Annotated in this window: 11 protein-coding genes and 1 riboswitch; of the genes, 6 read left to right on the forward strand and 5 right to left on the reverse strand. The window is 69.2% G+C overall.

Features of this window, described 5'->3' with window-relative positions:
* Positions 1-132: 132 nt before the first annotated feature.
* Positions 133-211: riboswitch (cobalamin riboswitch) on the reverse strand.
* A 29-nt stretch (positions 212-240) separates the two neighbouring features.
* Complete coding sequence (locus ACFWXC_RS20485; RefSeq protein ID WP_384480568.1) at positions 241-795, reverse strand: GNAT family N-acetyltransferase; 555 nt, start codon at positions 793-795, stop codon at positions 241-243.
* Between the two features lie 176 nt (positions 796-971).
* Between ACFWXC_RS20485 and ACFWXC_RS20490 the strand changes: the two genes are divergently transcribed.
* Positions 972-4,595 carry an NACHT domain-containing protein gene (locus ACFWXC_RS20490; protein ID WP_384480570.1) on the forward strand — a complete coding sequence of 1,208 codons (3,624 nt, stop codon included), beginning with the start codon at positions 972-974 and terminating at the stop codon, positions 4,593-4,595.
* A 30-nt stretch (positions 4,596-4,625) separates the two neighbouring features.
* On the opposite strand, the gene mctP is transcribed toward ACFWXC_RS20490, so the two are convergent.
* The 3 genes from mctP to ACFWXC_RS20505 form a co-directional block, all read right to left on the reverse strand.
* Positions 4,626-6,254, reverse strand: coding sequence for a monocarboxylate uptake permease MctP (mctP, locus tag ACFWXC_RS20495; protein WP_384480572.1), 1,629 nt, complete (start codon positions 6,252-6,254; stop codon positions 4,626-4,628).
* Positions 6,251-6,520 (reverse strand): DUF3311 domain-containing protein, encoded by a 270-nt coding sequence (locus ACFWXC_RS20500; RefSeq protein ID WP_384480574.1) that lies wholly within the window; start codon positions 6,518-6,520, stop codon positions 6,251-6,253. The genes mctP and ACFWXC_RS20500 overlap by 4 nt, the downstream gene beginning before the upstream one ends.
* Before the next feature lie 123 nt (positions 6,521-6,643).
* Positions 6,644-7,408 carry a GntR family transcriptional regulator gene (locus ACFWXC_RS20505; protein ID WP_093499171.1) on the reverse strand — a complete coding sequence of 255 codons (765 nt, stop codon included), beginning with the start codon at positions 7,406-7,408 and terminating at the stop codon, positions 6,644-6,646.
* 358 nt (positions 7,409-7,766) lie between these two features.
* Between ACFWXC_RS20505 and ACFWXC_RS20510 the strand changes: the two genes are divergently transcribed.
* The 4 genes from ACFWXC_RS20510 (at position 7,767) to ACFWXC_RS20525 (ending at position 12,561) form a co-directional block, all read left to right on the forward strand.
* Entirely contained in the window at positions 7,767-9,053 is a 1,287-nt protein-coding gene (locus ACFWXC_RS20510; RefSeq protein ID WP_384480576.1) for an extracellular solute-binding protein, read from the forward strand.
* A gap of 177 nt (positions 9,054-9,230) precedes the next feature.
* Positions 9,231-10,217, forward strand: a complete 987-nt coding sequence (locus ACFWXC_RS20515; RefSeq protein WP_384480578.1) for a carbohydrate ABC transporter permease — start codon at positions 9,231-9,233, stop codon at positions 10,215-10,217.
* Positions 10,214-11,050, forward strand: a complete 837-nt coding sequence (locus tag ACFWXC_RS20520; RefSeq protein WP_384480580.1) for a carbohydrate ABC transporter permease — start codon at positions 10,214-10,216, stop codon at positions 11,048-11,050. Before ACFWXC_RS20515 ends, ACFWXC_RS20520 begins: the two co-directional genes overlap by 4 nt.
* Positions 11,051-11,058: 8 nt before the next feature.
* A complete protein-coding gene (locus tag ACFWXC_RS20525; protein WP_384480582.1) occupies positions 11,059-12,561 on the forward strand; it encodes a glycoside hydrolase family 3 protein in 1,503 nt (500 codons plus the stop codon).
* 127 nt (positions 12,562-12,688) lie between these two features.
* On the opposite strand, the gene nagB is transcribed toward ACFWXC_RS20525, so the two are convergent.
* Positions 12,689-13,474: a glucosamine-6-phosphate deaminase gene (gene nagB, locus ACFWXC_RS20530; RefSeq protein WP_384480584.1), complete on the reverse strand. Its 786-nt coding sequence runs from the start codon at positions 13,472-13,474 to the stop codon at positions 12,689-12,691.
* A 573-nt stretch (positions 13,475-14,047) separates the two neighbouring features.
* Here nagB and ACFWXC_RS20535 point away from each other — a divergent pair.
* Positions 14,048-15,514 carry a sensor histidine kinase gene (locus ACFWXC_RS20535; RefSeq protein WP_384480668.1) on the forward strand — a complete coding sequence of 489 codons (1,467 nt, stop codon included), beginning with the start codon at positions 14,048-14,050 and terminating at the stop codon, positions 15,512-15,514.
* Positions 15,515-15,611 lie beyond the last annotated feature (97 nt).

Genomic DNA, 15,611 nt, shown 5'->3' on the forward strand with positions numbered 1-15,611 from the left:
CGCTCGGCACGGGGCCTGGCGGAGGGCAGGAGGCAGCACACGAGCGCACGCACGCGTGTCGCGTCCCCGGCCCACTCCACGAGGCCCGGACGTCAGAACACCCGGGCCGGACGGCCGGGTGTGCTGTCGGCAGGTCCTCGGACTGACGCTTGTGCACAGATGTGCGCAAGTACACCGTTGCGGGACAGTTCCGGATTCGCACCGGATTCCCCTGCGGCGACAGCGAGCATGAGCATACATCTAGTGCCGGGTCGCGGTGTCACCCCCACATGTTGTGTCGCGGAGGTGTCGGAGTGTCAGCTCGTAGGTGAGGAGAGTGATGTCGTCCAGGTGCGGCACGGGATTCCAGTCCCGCTCGGGTGTGCGGACGAAGCCGAGGCGTTCGTAGATCCGGTGGGCGGTGTGCATGCTCCGCTGGCTCGACAGGACGACGGCCGTGCAGCCCTCCGTGGCTCGCGCCCGGTCGACGCAGGCGCGGACGAGGGCCTCGCCGGCACCCCGGCCGCGGGCCTCGTGCGCGACCGCGAGCGCCCTGATCTCGGCCTCGCCGGGGCGTGCGATGTCGGCGATCGGGCCGGGGCCGGCGACGAAGGTGACTCCGCCGAGGAGCCTTTCGCCGTCCACGGCCACGAGCACGTCGGCGGCGGCCGCCCGGTGTGCCACGTCCTTCAGCACGGGCAGGTACTCGTCGCCCTCGCCGTAGTCGAGGAGGCCGTCCCGGAGGTAGGCCCGGGCGGTGATCTCACCGAGCGCTTCGTATTCGGCGGGGTCCACGGGCCGGATCGTGATGTCCATGCTGCCGAGTCTGCCGGAGGCCGCTGACAAGGTGCTCCTGGATTTCCAGGAGGTGCCGCCTCCCCGTTCGGGCCGTGCACGCAGTCGAGTTGCGGGGCCGGAGGGGAGTGCTTCCATGGAGTTAGGTGCCCGGCGGGTCCTCCGTACCGAGAGCCGGTCTCGCAAGGAGAGGCACCATGACGAGAATCGTCCGTCACCCGCCGGGCAAGGTACGGCCACGCAGTGCGCCGATGGCGACGCTGGACGCACGCCGGGCGTGGCGCCGAGCCCGGCGGTTCCTCCTGGGGCACTGGCACCATCTGACGATCCGGCTCGAGGCCCGCCGCAACACCACCCGTCCCAGGAACTGGCGCCGGTGGTGGTCGTACACCAATCTCAGCCGAGTTGTCTGGCTGACCCTCCTGATCCTGTTCCTCGCCTGGGTCGCCGAGGGTGTCTGGATCCTCGCCACCCACCAGACGACCCCGTTCGAGAGGTGGCGGAAGGACTCGGACGCCGGGTTCGAAGCCGTCCTGCGTTTCCTCGGTCCCCTCCTCGCCGCCTCCGTCGCCGCGGCGACGTTTCTGTTCTTCTGGTACCACTGGACCAAGCGGCGCTACCTGGCCAAGGCACGCACCGATCCGCGCAGGCTGGTGCGCACGGCCGGACCGGACATCTCCGAGGTCGTGGGGCGCGAGGAGCTGGCCCGGGTCATCGCCCAGCGGCTGCGGCAGCGCGAGACCCGCCGGCCCTATCTGCTCGTCGGCGGTATCGGCTCGGGCAAGACCGCCGTTCTGGTACGGCTCACCGAACTGCTGGCCCGGCAGCATGCCGTTCCTGTGCCGATACGGCTGCGGGACGCCACCGGGGGCGACCTGAACTTCGAGCGCATGGCCCGGGAACGGTTCGCCGAGGAGGCACCCCAGGGCATTCTGGCGCGCGGCAAGAACGGCCGGGTCTGGCAGCAACTGCTCGCCGACGACAAGGTGGTCGTCATCGCCGACGGCCTGGAAGAGGCGGTACTCGACGAGAGGTTCCAGGAAGACCGGGACAACATCATCCGCAAGGCCATCGAGCGGGCCCACGAGGAGAAGCTGCCGCTGGTCATCGCGTCCCGGCCGCACAGCCCGTTGGAGAGCACGCCCGCGGCGATCGTGGAGCTCGAACCGCTGAGCGAGGAGGAGGCGCTGCGCTTCGTCGAGGCGCGGGTCCCGGAGACGGACGAGCGCCGCCTGGACTGGATCGTGGAGACCGCGGAGGTCACCGAGTCGCCCATCTATCTGCAGATCGCCCGCGAACTGCACCACCGCGGCGGCCTGGAACGCGACCGTCCGCGCGACGACGCCCACCGGCTGGACACGCGCAGCTGGGACCGCGGCACGCTGCGACTGTGGCTGCTGGAGACGTGGGACCGTGCCGTGCGCGAGGGCCGGCTGCGCGAGGGCGTCGAGCTGAGTCCGCAGGAACGCGACGACACCGGCAAGGTGGTCGCCGCGCTCGCGTGCATCGGACTGCTCCAGGACAAGCTGGAGGTCGGGTTCGGCGAACTGCTGGGCAGTGACGTCCACCCGGGCCGGGCGCGGCGGACATCGGCCCGGGCGGACCATCTGTGGGCCAGGACACGCCGTTTCGACCGGTACGGCAAGCGCGGGAACACCTTCTCGGAGTGGCACCGGCAACGGATCTGGGACACGCTCTGCGCTCACCTGAGCCCCAGGGAGCGGAAGCGTCTGAGCGAGGGCAGCATGGGCCAGTGCCAGACGGCGTTCGCCCACTTCGCGGCCAACGCGAACAGACTCCGGCTGGTGGAGAGTTTCGAGAAGAGGGTCCGCTTCCCGCACAGCATCATCCAGGCCTACTTCGGCTTCCGTATGCTGCATCACCTCGGCGAGCGGGACGCCGGCGAGTTGATCGAGCTGGCGCTGCGGCCGCCGGGCCCCAGCCGTGAGCTGCTCATCGCCCTGGTGCTGCTCTCCCGTCGCCGGGCGGCGGAGCTGTCGGCCAAGGGCGGCAATCTCGCGGCGGAGCTGCGCAAGCACCGGGACGAGCTGTGGCGGCAGGCCCCGGTGTTCGGCCGGCCCATGGCCGACCGCCTGTTCACCGCCGCGAACCGCCGTACGGATGATCCCAAGGCCCTCGACCTGTACGCGGCGGCCCTGGAGATCGACAGCGTGGAACCCCTGCAGCGCCTGCTGAGCGACATCGTCGAGAAGGTGCGCGAGCGCTGGCCCGACATCAAGGGCGACCGGCGCACCGTCGAGGACGCCAAGCGCAGGCTGCTCAAGCAGCTCGGCACGACACTGCGTGCGGCCTCCGAGAAGACCGACACCATGCGGCTCTACCACCACCTCTTCCAGATCGGGAAGGCGGAGTCCTCGTACGCCGTGCGCCTGGCTGTCGCCCAGGAGTTCGGCAGCGGCGGAACCGCGGCGTTCGCGGTGATCCGGGAGAAGTTCGGCCTGAACACCGATCCCGTCAAGGAGTACGACGAGGCGGTCGGCCGGCTGCGGACCCGCAGGAGGAGGGAGGACCAGGACTGGACCGGGCGGATGCGGGACGCGATGACCGCCCGCGCCTCCTCATGGGACAGGTCGGCCGTGGAGATCGACCGGCTGCAGCAGCGCCGCAAGGAGATCAAGCAGCGGTACCGGAACGACCGTATCGAGCTGTCCAGGGAGTTCGTGATGAGGGCCACGATGATCCCCATGCTCCTCGGCTCCGTCGACGACGCCCACCGTGACGAGGCCCGCGAACGCCTCGCCAAGTGGCTGCGCCATCTCGACCCGAAGTACACCCAGGGCGCCCCCGACCTGCCGCTCGCCCTGGAGGCCGCGCTCGCCCAGGGCTTCAGGTTCGCGGCCAACCGGCGCAAACGCCACCCTTATTCGTATCCGGGCAGCCGGGCCGAGCTGATCCGGCAGGCGGAGACCATGCTCCAGCGGTCCCGGTGCTGGTACACGCACCTGACCCTGATCCAGGCGCTGTGCCTGTGGGAACTCCCGGACAGCGCCGGCCGCCGCGAACGGGACGCGCAGGACGCGATGTGGCGGGACGACCACCCCGACGGGTCGCCCGAGCAGTCCCGGGCGATCGGCGGGACCAGCGCGGTGCAGACGGTGCAGCGCTGGCTGTCCATGACGGGCACGGTGAACAGCCCGCCGGGCTCGCCGGGCACGAACGGTGACGCGCCCCGGCGGACACTGCATCCGTTCGTCGCCGAGGCCGGCGATCTGGCGGCGATGGCGCTGGAGACCGGGCAGCCCGAGCGTTTCCTGTGGATCGACGAGAAGACCGTCACCGACAACGTGGGCTCGCGCACCGGACAGAACGGCGGCTACCGCAAGCACAACCTGTGGATACCGCCCTCGGCCGGCTGGAGCACCCTCGACGGACGCGCCCAGCGCCTCGTCGCCGACGTGCTGCTCATGCTGAACCTGGTCGAGCGGGACGGATATCCCGACGAGGTCGAGGAGCGCATGGCCCGCGCCGAGCTGTCGGGTGTGCCGCTCCCGCCGTGCATCCGCACGAGCCGTGAGCCGCTGCGCGCCGGTCTGCGGCCCGGCACCGCGGCGCCACCCGCCCCGGGTGCCACGTGTCTGCCCGACTGCAAGTTCCAGCTCTGTCCGTACCCGCCCCGGGGCACGGTGCCCCGGGGAGAGGTCCGTGAGCCGTTCTGCCGTCAGCAGCAAGTGCTGTTGCCGGGACCCGTACGGCGGTTCTTCCCCAGGCTGGTGCACCGCAAGACACCCCCCTGGGTGAGCATGCGCGTCCGCGAACTGGACCGCTTCTGGGACGCGATGGCCGGGCGCACGCGTCACTAGAGAGCCACGCGTGCGCCCGGCCGGGCCTCGTCAGTGCGCGGATCCCGCGACGGCCGGCGGGAGTTCGACCTCCACGTCCGCGTCGCCCGCGTCCGCCGTGTAGTCCTGCGGGGTCGTCTCGTCGACGCCCTCGGGCGCCTTCAGCGCCTTCAGCGCGAACGTCAGGACGACCGTCACCACCACGTTCATCACGAACGCCGTCAGGCCGATGTAGCCGATCTCGCCGATGCCCGGGATCTCCTTGGCCGAGCCGCCGAAGTGCTTCTGGGTGGGGGAGGCCACGCCGTACGCCGCGGCCGTGCCGTAGACCATGCCGACCGCCCAGCCCGCCAGCAGGGCCCAGCGGTGGAACCAGCGGGTGAACAGGCCGCCGACCAGGGCCGGGAAGGTCTGGAGGATCCAGATGCCGCCCAGCAGCTGGAAGTTGATGGCGACCGTCTTGTCCATGGTGAGGACGAAGACCAGCGCGCCGACCTTCACCAGCAGCGACACGAGCTTGGAGACCTGGGCCTCCTGCTTCGGTGTGGCGTCCGGCTTGATGAAGTCCCGGTAGATGTTGCGGGTGAAGAGGTTCGCGGCCGCGATGGACATGATGGCCGCCGGAACCAGGGCGCCGATGCCGATCGCCGCGAAGGCCACGCCCGCGAACCAGTCCGGGAACATGTTCTCGAACAGCTGAGGGATCGCCAGCTGGCCGTTGGTGACCTTGACGCCGGCCGCGATGGCCATGAAGCCGAGCAGCGCGAGCAGGCCCAGCATCAGGGAGTACAGCGGCAGGATCGTGGTGTTGCGGCGGATCACGTCACGGCTGCGGGAGGAGAGCGTCGCGGTGATCGAGTGCGGGTACATGAACAGCGCGAGCGCGGAGCCCAGGGCCAGGGTGGCGTAGGTCCACTGGCCGGCCTCGGCCGGTGCCAGCGCGCCGCGTGGTTTGCCGGTGGCCGGATTGACCTGGGCGAAGGCGTCGCCGGCCTTGGCGAAGATGTCGTCGAAGCCGCCCAGCTTGATCGGGATGTAGATGATCGCCACCGCGATGACGAGGTAGATCAGCCCGTCCTTCACGAACGCGATGAGCGCGGGCGCGCGGAGACCGGAGGAGTAGGTGTACGCCGCCAGGACGCCGAAGGCGATGAGGAGCGGGAGGTCCTTCACGAACCAGTTGGTGCCGTCGCCGCCGCCGATGCCCATGACGTCGAGGACGGCCTGGATGCCGACGAGTTGGAGCGCGATGTAGGGCATCGTCGCCAGGATGCCGGTCAGGGCGACGGCGAGCGAGAGGCCCTTGGAGCCGAAGCGGCCGCGCACGAAGTCCGAGGTCGTCACATAGCCGTGCTTGTGGGAGACCGACCACAGGCGGGGCAGGAACGTGAAGATCAGCGGATAGACGAGGATCGTGTACGGCACCGCGAAGAAGCCGGCCGCGCCCGCCGCGTAGATCGCCGCCGGTACGGCGACGAAGGTGTACGCCGTGTAGAGGTCGCCGCCGAGCAGGAACCAGGTGACCCAGGTACCGAACGACCGGCCGCCCAGGCCCCATTCGTCCAGGGAGTGCTCGTTCTCGGCCTTGCGCCAGCGCGCGGCCAGGAAGCCCATGACCGTGACGGCCAGGAAGAAGAAGATGAAGACGCCGAGCGCGACGCCGTTCACACCGTCCTTCACCGCTGCGCACCCCCGCTCGTGCTCTCGGACTTGCGGGCGCGCTGGTCACGCTGCCACAGCTGGTACGCGGTCATCGTGAGCGCGGTGGATATCAGTACCCACAGCATCTGGTACCAGTAGAAGAACGGGATCCCGATGAACGTCGGGTCCGTCTTGGCGTAGGAGCCCACCCACAGCATCGCCACGAAGGGCGCGACGAGGCAGACGGCGATGACCACGCGTATCGGTGTCACCACCGGCTGCCTCACTTCAGGTACATCCGACATACCGCGGCTCCGTCCCCTCACCGTTCGCCTGTGTAATGCGCAGGCAATCTAGGTCACGGCGTCACCGCAGCGGAAGTAGCTGTTCGGCTATCGGCATGTCGATTCTGTGAAAGGCGCTCCGCGTCAGTCCTGCGGGCGCTTGAGGCGGGCCACGAACTTGTAGCGGTCGCCGCGGTACACCGAGCGCACCCACTCCACCGGCTGGCCGTCGCGGTCCAGGGAATGCCGGGAGAGCATCAGCATCGGCAGGCCCACGTCGGTGCCGAGCAGGCCGGCCTCGCGCGGGGTGGCCAGCGAGGTCTCGATGGTCTCCTCGGCCTCGGCGAGATGGACGTCGTACACCTCGGCGAGGGCGGTGTAGAGGGACGTGTACTTGACCAGGGAGCGGCGCAGGGCCGGGAAGCGCTTGGCGCTCAGGTGCGTGGTCTCTATGGCCATGGGCTCGCCATTGGCCATGCGCAGCCGCTCGATGCGCAGCACCCGTCCGCCTGCCGTTATGTCGAGCAGGCCGGCGAGCCGGTCGTCGGCGGTGATGTAGCCGATGTCCAGCAGCTGTGAGGTCGGCTCCAGGCCCTGGGCGCGCATGTCCTCCGTGTAGGAGGTGAGCTGCAGTGCCTGGGAGACCTTGGGCTTGGCGACGAAGGTGCCCTTGCCCTGGATGCGCTCCAGGCGGCCCTCGACGACCAGCTCCTGGAGGGCCTGGCGGACGGTGGTGCGGGAGGTGTCGAACTCGGCGGCCAGTGTGCGCTCGGGCGGGACCGGGGTGCCGGGCGCCTGTGTCTCCGTCATTTCGAGGAGATGTTTCTTCAGGCGGTAGTACTTGGGCACGCGCGCGGTACGGACGGCTGTCCCGCTCTCGTTCTCCGCACTGCTGACGTCGGTGCTCATGCTCCGCCTTCCCGGCTCCTGATCCGGCCACTTCGTGGCACGGCAGCGTACCGGGACATCCCCAGCACGCTGCGTGATCCCCTCTGTATACCGCCGCGGGCTCTTTTGGTCTAGTCCACCAGGTGAGTGGTCTACCGGAATTGTCTCGTCCGCGCCCCGGGTTTTCGAGGGCTTCTTACTTAAAGGTTCCTGCATATATAGGTCGCATAACGGCTGGTCGGAGGCCATTCGACCACCCTTGACAGGCCTGCTGGTCTGGGCCAAGCTTCCCGCACTGGTCTACACCATTGGTCCAGGTCCCGGCCCAACGCTCGCGCGGGGAGGCAGGGGGGTTTGTGGCATCCCTGAGGAGGGTGGCGTGAAGCGCAAGCTGATAGCCGCGATTGGTATCGCGGGCATGGTCGTCTCCATCGCGGCGTGTGGCAGTGACAAGAAGGACGACAACAAGGCGCAGGGGACGGACGCCAAGGAGCTGACCGTCTGGCTCACCGTGGACGCCCAGAACAACTGGCCCGACCTGGTGAAGGCCGCCGACGCCGCCGTGCAGAAGAAGCACCCCGGCATCAAGATCAAGCACGAGTACTACGGCTGGCCGGACAAGAACACCAAGCTGGACGCCGTCCTTGCCACGGACAAGGCCCCCGACGTGGTCGAGATGGGCAACACCGAGATGCTCAGCTACATGGTCAAGGGCGCCTTCGCCCCCGTCGAGACCTCCCAGTTCACCAACGCCGACCAGTGGCTCGACGGCCTCAAGGCCTCGGTGACGTACGACAGCAAGACCTACGGCGTGCCGTACTACGCCGGTGGCCGCGTCGCCAACTGGCGCAAGGACGTCGCCGCCTCGGCCGGCGTCAAGACCACGCCGAAGACCTACACCGAGCTGACCGCCGACCTGGACAAGATCCAGAAGAAGGAAGGCGACAAGTTCAGCGCCTGGTACCAGCCCACCCGCGACTGGTACGCGGCCATGTCCTTCGTCTACGACGCGGGCGGCTCCATCGCCGCGGAGTCCGGCGGCCAGTGGAAGGGCAACCTCTCCTCGCCCGAGTCCATCAAGGGCCTCACCGAGTTCAAGAACGTCATCGACAAGTACATGCACGGTGACAAGACCAAGGACGAGTCCGACCGGTACATCGTCTACGGCCAGGGCAAGTCGGCCATGATCTTCGGCGCCGCGTGGGAAGGCGCCACCGCGGCCGACCCGAAGAACGACAAGACCGGCGGCAAGCTGAAGGACAACCTCGTCAACTTCGTGATGCCCGGCCCGTCCGGCAAGAACATGCCGGTCTTCCTGGGCGGTTCCGACCTCGCCATCCCGGTGAAGTCCAAGGCGCAGGGTGTGGCCGCCGAGTGGATCAACGCGTTCACCGGTCCCTCCGGCCAGAAGGGCCTGATGGCCAAGGGCAACCTGCCCAACAACAAGACCGACCTCGCGACGCTGAAGAACGACCCGGCGACCGCGGTGCCGGCCGAGGCGGCCGAGTCCAACTGGTTCGTCCCGATGGCGCCGGGCTGGGGTCAGGTCGAGAAGGCGCAGGTCCTGCAGACCATGCTGCAGAACATCGGCACGGGCAAGCAGACGGTCGAGGCGGCGGCGAAGACCGCGGACGCGGCGATCGACAAGGTCATCAACAAGGCGTAGCCGCCTGCGGCGGGCCTGGCCGACGGGGGGCCAGGCCCGGCCGGTGGGTGAAGTCGGAAAGAGCCGCGACGGGTTGGTGGGTCGGTACCGGTGCGTTGTGGCTGGTCGCGCAGTTCCCCGCGCCCCTGAAGGGGCGCGCCGCTGCCGGCCTCTCTCGAACTGCTTGAGGAGCTCGCGATGAGTGCCGCTGATACCACCACACCCGCCAAGGTGCCGCCGCAGCGGCAGGCGCCACCACTGGGCACCCAGGCCAGACCACGTGCGAACCGGCGCTCGGGCGGGCCGTCCGTCCCCTGGCTGCTGCTCGCGCCCTGTCTGGCGATTCTCGGGCTGGTGCTCGGCTATCCCCTCTACCGGCTGGTCGCCCTCTCCTTCCAGGAGTTCGGGCAGTCCCAGCTGTGGGGGTTCAAGCCGGCCGAGTGGGTCGGGTTCGGGAACTTCTCCGACGTCCTGGGCGACACCGAGTTCTGGCAGGTCGTGCTCCGCACGATCGTCTTCGCGGTCGGCAGCGTGGTCTTCACCATGGTCGTCGGCATGCTCGTCGCCCTGCTGTTGCAGCGGGTCTCCGGCTGGGTGAAGACCCTGGTCAACATCGTGCTGGTGGCCAGCTGGGGCATGCCGGTCATCGTCGCCACCACGCTCTTCAAGTGGCTCTTCGACTCCGACTACGGCATCCTCAACGCCCTGCTCAGCAAGATCCCCGGGGTGGAGATGATCGGCCACAACTGGTTCGCCAGCGGCCCCGAGGGACTCGCGGTGATCATGCTCCTGGTGGTCTGGGGAGCGGTGCCCTTCGTGGTCATCACGCTGAGTGCCGGTCTGACCCAGGTCCCGGCGGAGCTGGAGGAGGCCGCCCGGCTCGACGGCGCGGGCGCCTGGGGCGTCTTCCGGTATGTCACGCTCCCCATCCTCAAGCCGATCATCGTGATGCTCACGACCCTCTCGGTGATCTGGGACATGGGCGTCTTCCCCCAGGTCTTCGTGATGCGCGGCGGCCACCCCGAGCCCGAGTTCCAGCTGCTGACCACCTACTCCTACGACCGTGCCTTCGTGGTCAACGACTACGGACAGGGCTCCGCGATCGCCCTGCTCACCGTGCTCCTCCTGCTCGGTGTCGTCGCCGTGTACATGCGCCAGATGCTGAAGATCGGAGAGGTCGAATGAGCACCCCAACCGTCCGCAGGGGACCCCGCCTGGGCTGGAACCTCGTCGGCCTCCTGGTCTTCGTCGTCGTCGGCTTCCCCGTCTACTGGATGCTGAACACGGCGTTCAAGCCGGCGAAAGACGCCATCGACCCGGATCCGAGCCTGCTGCCCACGGGCCTGACCCTGTCCAACTTCCAGCGCGCCCTGGACATCGGCGACTTCTGGGGCTCGGTGGGCCGCAGCCTGATCGTCTCCCTGTCCGTCGTCGTGATCGGCATGGTCATCGGCCTGCTGGCCGCCCTGGCCATCTCGCGGTTCGCCTTCCGCGGCCGCAGGATCGTGATCGTCGGCATCCTCGCGGTCCAGATGGTCCCGCTGGTCGCGATGATCATCCCGGTATTCCTGCTCCTCAACGACCTGGGGCAGTACGACAAGCTCACCGGCCTGATCATCACCTATCTGACCTTCATCCTCCCGTTCACGGTGTGGACCATGCGCGGCTTCATCGTCAACATCCCGAAGGAGCTGGAGGAGGCCGCGATGGTCGACGGCTGTTCCCGCACCGGCGCCTTCGTCCGGGTGGTCTTCCCGCTGCTGGCCCCAGGCCTGGTCGCCACCTCGGTCTACGCCTTCATCCAGGCCTGGAACGAGTACATCTACGCCCTGATGCTGCTCAGCCAGGAGCACCAGACCGCGACCGTCTGGCTCGCCAACTTCACCACCAAGCACGGCACCGAATACGCCCCGATGATGGCCGGCTCCACGATGATGGCCGTGCCGATCGTCGTCCTCTTCCTCCTCGTCCAGCGCAAGATGGCCGCGGGCCTGACCGCGGGCGCCGTGAAGGGATAACCCACCCGATGACGACACTCGCCGGCGGCACCACCGCGTCCGAACCGAAGGACCGCCTGTCCCGCGACGCGCTGACGGTCCTCCAGCCCGGCTTCACCGGCACCACCGCACCCGACTGGCTGCTGCGCCGGCTCGGCGAAGGCCTCGCCTCCGTGGGCCTGTTCGGCCGCAACGTCGCCTCACCCGAACAACTCACCGCCCTCACCGCCCGGTTGCGCGCCGAACGGGACGACGTCCTGGTGGCGATCGACGAGGAGAGCGGTGACGTCACCCGCCTCGAGGTGCACACCGGCTCCTCCTTCCCCGGTAACAACGCCCTCGGCGCCGTCGACGACGTGGAGCTGACCAGGGAGGTCGCCCTCGAACTGGGCCGCCGCCTCGCGGCCTGCGGGGTGAACTTCAACTGGGCCCCGTCCGCGGACGTCAACTCCAACCCGGCCAACCCGGTCATCGGCGTCCGCTCCTTCGGCGCCGACCCGGACCTGGTCGCCCGCCACACGGCGGCCTATGTCACCGGCCTCCAGGCGGCCGGGGTGGCGGCCTGCACCAAGCACTTTCCGGGCCACGGCGACACCGCCGTCGACTCCCACCTCGCGCTGCCCCGCATCGACGCGACCGCCGACGTCCTGCACGCCCGTGAGCTGGCACCCTTCCGTGCCGCGATCGCCGCCGGCACCCGCGCCGTGATGAGCGCGCACATCCTGGTGCCGGCCCTGGACCCGGACCGGCCGGCCACGCTGTCCCGCACCATCCTCACCGATCTGCTCCGCGGCGAACTCGGCTACGACGGCCTGATCGTCACCGACGGCATCGAGATGCAGGCCATCTCCGCGGCCTACGGCATCGAACACGGCAGCGTCCTGGCCATCGCCGCCGGAGCCGACGCGATCTGCGTGGGCGGCGGCCTCTCGGACGAGGAGACGGTACGGCGCCTGCGCGACGCCCTGGTCGCGGCGGTCCACTCCGGCGAACTTCCCGAGGAGCGCCTGGCGGAGGCGGCGGACCGGGTACGGTCACTGGCCCGCTGGACGGCGACGACGGAGCGGGCGCAGCCGGACCACGCGGCCACGGACATCGGCCTCGTCGCGGCCCGCCGCGCACTCGATGTGACGCGCGTCGACTCCGCCGCGCCCCTGAACACGGCCCCCTTCGTGGCGGTGTTCACCTCGGCGTCCAACATCGCGGTGGGCACGGAGACCCCCTGGGGAGTGGCAGCGGAACTCTCCCGCCGCCTGCCCGGCACGGAAACGGCTGATTTCACCGGCGACCACGCGGGTCAGGAGGCCCTGTCGGCGGCGGGCGACCGCAGGATCGTGGCAGTGCTCCGGGACGAACACCGCCACCCCTGGATGACCACGGCCCTGGACGTACTCCTCAAGTCCCGCCCGGACACGATCGTGGTGGAAATGGGAGTCCCCCAGGCACCCCCCAGGGGCGCCCTGCACATCGCCACCCACGGAGCGGCACAAGTCTGCGGCACAGCAGCGGCAGAGGTCATAGCCCCCGACTAGCCGAAGCCCCCGCCAGCTGGAGCGCTCCGTCAGCCATAGCGCCCCGTCAGGGGCGCGGGGAACTGCGCGACCAGCCCCCACGAACCCGCACTCCGCCCCCAACCGAACCCGGCAGACGCAACAGCCCTTAAATCCCCTGCCAGGCCGGCTTGTTGACGAACGTGTACCGGAAGTAATCCGCAAGCTTCAGCTTGGACGCGGCCCCCTCGTCCACCACCACCGTCGCATGCGGATGCAACTGCAGCGCCGACGCGGGACACACCGCGGCGACCGGCCCTTCCACGGTCGCCGCGACCGCGTCGGCCTTCCCCTCACCCGTCGCGAGCAGCACCAGATGCCGCGCCTCCAGGATCGTCCCGATCCCCTGGGTGATCACATGGTGCGGCACCTGCGAGATGTCCCCGTCGAAGAACCGCGCGTTGTCGACCCGGGTCTGCTCGGTGAGCGTCTTGATCCGTGTCCGCGAGGCCAGCGAAGAGCACGGCTCGTTGAACCCGATGTGCCCGTCCGTCCCGATCCCGAGCAACTGCAGATCCACGCCGCCTGCCTGCGCCAGCGCCCCGTCGTACGCCTCGCAGGCGGCCTGCACGTCCTCGGCCGCGCCGTCGGGGCCGAGGAACGCGTCCATTCCGATCCCGAGCGGCTCCAGCACCTCGCGCCGCAGCACCGACCGGTACGACTCCGGATGCTCGGCCGGCAGTCCCACGTATTCGTCGAGCTGGGCTATGCGCGCCCGCGAGGTGTCCACGGCACCGGACCGCACCTTGGCCGTGAGCGCCTGGTAGATGGGCAGCGGGGTCGATCCCGTGGCCACCCCGAGCAGCGCGTCCGGCTTGCGGCGGAGCAGCTGGGCCATGGCCTCGGCGATCAGCTCGCCACCCGCGGCGGCGTCCGGAACGATGACAACTTCCACGCTGGGCCTGCCGTTCTGTCTATGTGGTTTAGACCAATCCGATGGGACCAATCTAACAGAGCCGGCCCCCGTCACCCTGGGCACGGGTGCAGGAAAAGGGGACAAGTGCGAGGTTACGTGAATGCGTCAGAACGGGTGAATCAAGGAAAATTCCCACCCGCGTACCGGAGTGTCGGGAAAAGCCGCGCCTCATCCGGCCCCACAAGCGACTCCGGCGGGCTACGCTGCGATCGCATCGACTGTGAACAGTCTCCAACGCATGGACACAGACCGTGGTCTAGTCCACAATTGCGTACGAGCACTGAAGGAGTACGGCGGGACCGTACGACACAGTCGCACTCTTCCGTCTTCCCCGCACAGGAAGGCGGACCGAGGAACCGGAGCTCTCTGCCCTGACTGCCCCGGCTCCTCACCCTTCGGCCGACTGGGACCGCACACCCCACGGCCGTTGCTGCTCCGGGCTGCGGTGCCGGGAGGGTTGAGGGTCCCTCTCAGGCGCCGCGGCCCGCGGGTGTTTTCAGCCGCTTTTAGGCCATGAACAGACCCGCGGGTACGCTCGCAGATGTGCCCTCCATGAACGAACTGGTCCGCCAGCACACCGCCCTCGACGACTCCGACCTCGAGTGGCTCCATCTGCTGGTCTCGGAGTGGCAGCTGCTCTCCGACCTCTCCTTCGCCGACCTGGTCCTGTGGGTCCCCACCGCGGACGGCACCCGCTATGTCTCGGTGGCGCAGATGCGCCCCAACACCGGTCCCACCTCCTACCAGGACGACATGATCGGCCACCTGGTCCCGCGGGGCCGCCGCCCCATGCTGGACATCGCCCTGGACGAGGGCCGGATCGTCCGCGAGGGTGACCCGGAGTGGCGCGAGGAGGTCCCCGTACGGGTCGAGTCCATCCCGGTACGGCGCGAGGGCCGGGTTCTCGGGGTCATCGCCCGCAACACCAATCTGCTGACCGTGCGCACCCCGAGCCGGCTGGAGCTGACCTACCTCCAGAGCGCCTCCGACCTTGCGCAGATGATTGCTGCCGGATCGTTTCCGTTCCCGAACCAGCAGGTCGACATGGATGCCTCGCCGCGCGTCGGCGACGGCCTGATCCGGCTGGACGCGGACGGCATCGTCCAGTACGCCTCCCCGAACGCCCTCTCCGCCTACCATCGCCTCGGCCTCGCCACCGACCTGCTCGGCCATCACCTGGGTCAGACCACGGCCGAACTCGCCCCGACCCGGGGGCCGGTGGACGAGGCGCTCGCCAAGGTCGCCAGCGGCTGGGCGCCGCGCGAGTTCGAGATCGAGTCCACCGACGGCGCGATCCAGTTCCGTGCGATCCCGCTGAAGCCCAAGGGCACCCGCATCGGTTCCCTGGTGCTGCTCCGGGACGTCACCGAACTCCGGCGCCGCGAACGCGAGTTGATCACCAAGGACGCGACCATCCGGGAGATCCACCACCGGGTGAAGAACAACCTCCAGACGGTCGCCGCGCTGTTGCGCCTGCAGGCCCGCCGGATCGAGTCCGAGCGCGGCCGGGAGGCCCTGGAGGAGGCCGTACGGCGGGTCGGCTCGATCGCGATCGTGCATGAGACGCTGTCCCAGAACCTGGACGAGCGCGTGGAGTTCGACGAGATCGCCGACCGGGTGCTCGCGATGGTCGCCGAGATCTCGCCGGGCAAGGTCACCGGCCGGCGCACCGGACGCTTCGGAATACTCGACGCCGAGGTGGCGACCCCGCTGTCGATGGTGCTCACCGAGATCCTGCAGAACGCCCTCGAACACGGCTTCCGCGAGGGCGACACCGGCACCGTCGAGGTCTCGGCGGTCCGTGGCGGCACCACCAAGGAGGCCCGGCTCCTGGTCACCGTCCAGGACGACGGCGTCGGCCTGCCCGAGGGCTTCGACCCGCACCGCTCCGGCAACCTCGGTCTGCAGATCGTACGGACGCTGGTGGAGGGCGAGTTGGGCGGCACGTTCGACATGGTGCCGGCGCCGGAGCGGGGCACCCGGGTGATCCTCGACGTTCCGGTGCAGCCGCAGAAGTAGTTCGGTGCGGGGTGCTTCAGGTCCCGGGCACAGCAAAGAGCCCCGGACCTGGTGGATCCGGGGCTGTTCACTCGTTGGGGGTACTGCGCGCTGCGGC

Origin of the sequence: Streptomyces sp. NPDC058683 (genome assembly GCF_042716195.1) — a bacterium.
Lineage (GTDB): Bacteria > Actinomycetota > Actinomycetes > Streptomycetales > Streptomycetaceae > Streptomyces.

What these genes read in the sequence shown, in the direction of transcription:
- ACFWXC_RS20535 (WP_384480668.1), top strand. Translation starts at nt 14,048, where the DNA reads ATGAACGAACTGGTCCGCCAGCACACCGCCCTCGACGACTCCGACCTC.
- ACFWXC_RS20505 (WP_093499171.1), bottom strand. Translation starts at nt 7,408, where the DNA reads ATGAGCACCGACGTCAGCAGTGCGGAGAACGAGAGCGGGACAGCCGTC.
- ACFWXC_RS20525 (WP_384480582.1), top strand. Translation starts at nt 11,059, where the DNA reads ATGACGACACTCGCCGGCGGCACCACCGCGTCCGAACCGAAGGACCGC.
- ACFWXC_RS20515 (WP_384480578.1), top strand. Translation starts at nt 9,231, where the DNA reads ATGAGTGCCGCTGATACCACCACACCCGCCAAGGTGCCGCCGCAGCGG.
- ACFWXC_RS20520 (WP_384480580.1), top strand. Translation starts at nt 10,214, where the DNA reads ATGAGCACCCCAACCGTCCGCAGGGGACCCCGCCTGGGCTGGAACCTC.
- ACFWXC_RS20485 (WP_384480568.1), bottom strand. Translation starts at nt 795, where the DNA reads ATGGACATCACGATCCGGCCCGTGGACCCCGCCGAATACGAAGCGCTC.
- ACFWXC_RS20490 (WP_384480570.1), top strand. Translation starts at nt 972, where the DNA reads ATGACGAGAATCGTCCGTCACCCGCCGGGCAAGGTACGGCCACGCAGT.
- ACFWXC_RS20500 (WP_384480574.1), bottom strand. Translation starts at nt 6,520, where the DNA reads ATGTCGGATGTACCTGAAGTGAGGCAGCCGGTGGTGACACCGATACGC.